This is a genomic window from Flavicella sediminum (assembly GCF_006381105.1).
Classification (GTDB): Bacteria; Bacteroidota; Bacteroidia; order Flavobacteriales; family Flavobacteriaceae; genus Flavicella; species Flavicella sediminum.
This window is the reverse complement of record NZ_VDET01000038.1, coordinates 1-1,066: the sequence shown is the minus strand read 5'-3', so window position 1 is coordinate 1,066 and position 1,066 is coordinate 1. Positions and strand designations below refer to the sequence as shown.

Sequence of the window (1,066 nt, the reverse complement as noted above, 5' to 3'; positions counted from 1 at the left end):
AATAAGTATAAGCTTAGTGCAAGGCCGATAATCTTTCGATTATCAACTCCCACACTAAGCTTATACAAAACCGTTACCTGCAAGCAAAAAAGCTCTGAAAATAAACTAAATGACAAAGAAGAAAAATATAATTGGAATTTGCGGAAGTGCTAGTCAAAATTCGGGAAATTTATCCATTTTGAAATATATCTCCGAACATGAAAAATCTGAATTTAATATAGAATTAATTGATAATCTAACTGAATTCCCACATTTTAGAACAGAACTAACCGACAATAATGTTCCTGAAAAAATTATTGATTTCAGAAATAAAATTTCCAATGCAGATGGAATAATAATTTGTACACCCGAATATGTATTCAGTATACCCAGTGGATTAAAAAATATTCTTGAATGGAGTGTATCGACAACTGTATTTTCAAATAAACCAGTCGGACTAATAACAGCTTCAGCTAGTGGTGAAAAGGGACACCAAGAGTTAATATTAATTATGAAAACTATTGAGACAAAATTTACAAACGAAACAACTCTTTTAATTCAAGGGATAAAAGGAAAAGTTGACAAAGAAGGTAAAATTGTTAATGAAAAAACAAAAATTGAATTACTACAATTCATTAATGCTTTTAAATCTCTGATATAAAAGCCAGCAGGTAACACCGGCTAAACTTCATGCGGGTTTTGTGCTAACTTCAAAGTTTTGTGTATATTTACTAGGTCGCCAAATCTTGTTGATTTGGCTTTGTGAAACCAAAGAAACAAATCCAAACAAAAAGCTTCGGCTTAGTCCGTGTTCGAAAATCTGGCCGATTTTCAATCCCGCACAAAGCCTAGCCAAAACCGTTGGCGTACATAAAGTTGTTAGAAAATTTACTACTACCATTCACACATTTTTCCCACGAAACATTTTGGTTCCTTATTAAAAAGCAAGTTTGCGGTTGGGTGAAAACCTGTAGAACCCAAAATTATAGTTCCGATGACACATCTTTTCGCAGAAACTTTCTAACTGTTAATTCATGTTTTTAGCAAGTTTGCGGGTGGGAGGAAAATCTGTACGCAAAAATTATAG

The 1,066-nt window shown here is 32.9% G+C and carries 1 protein-coding gene; it reads left to right on the top strand.

Going from position 1 to position 1,066, the window contains the following annotated elements:
• The first annotated feature begins 109 nt into the window (after positions 1-109).
• Positions 110-640 carry an NADPH-dependent FMN reductase gene (locus FGM02_RS17535; protein WP_139959868.1) on the top strand — a complete coding sequence of 177 codons (531 nt, stop codon included), beginning with the start codon at positions 110-112 and terminating at the stop codon, positions 638-640.
• Positions 641-1,066 lie beyond the last annotated feature (426 nt).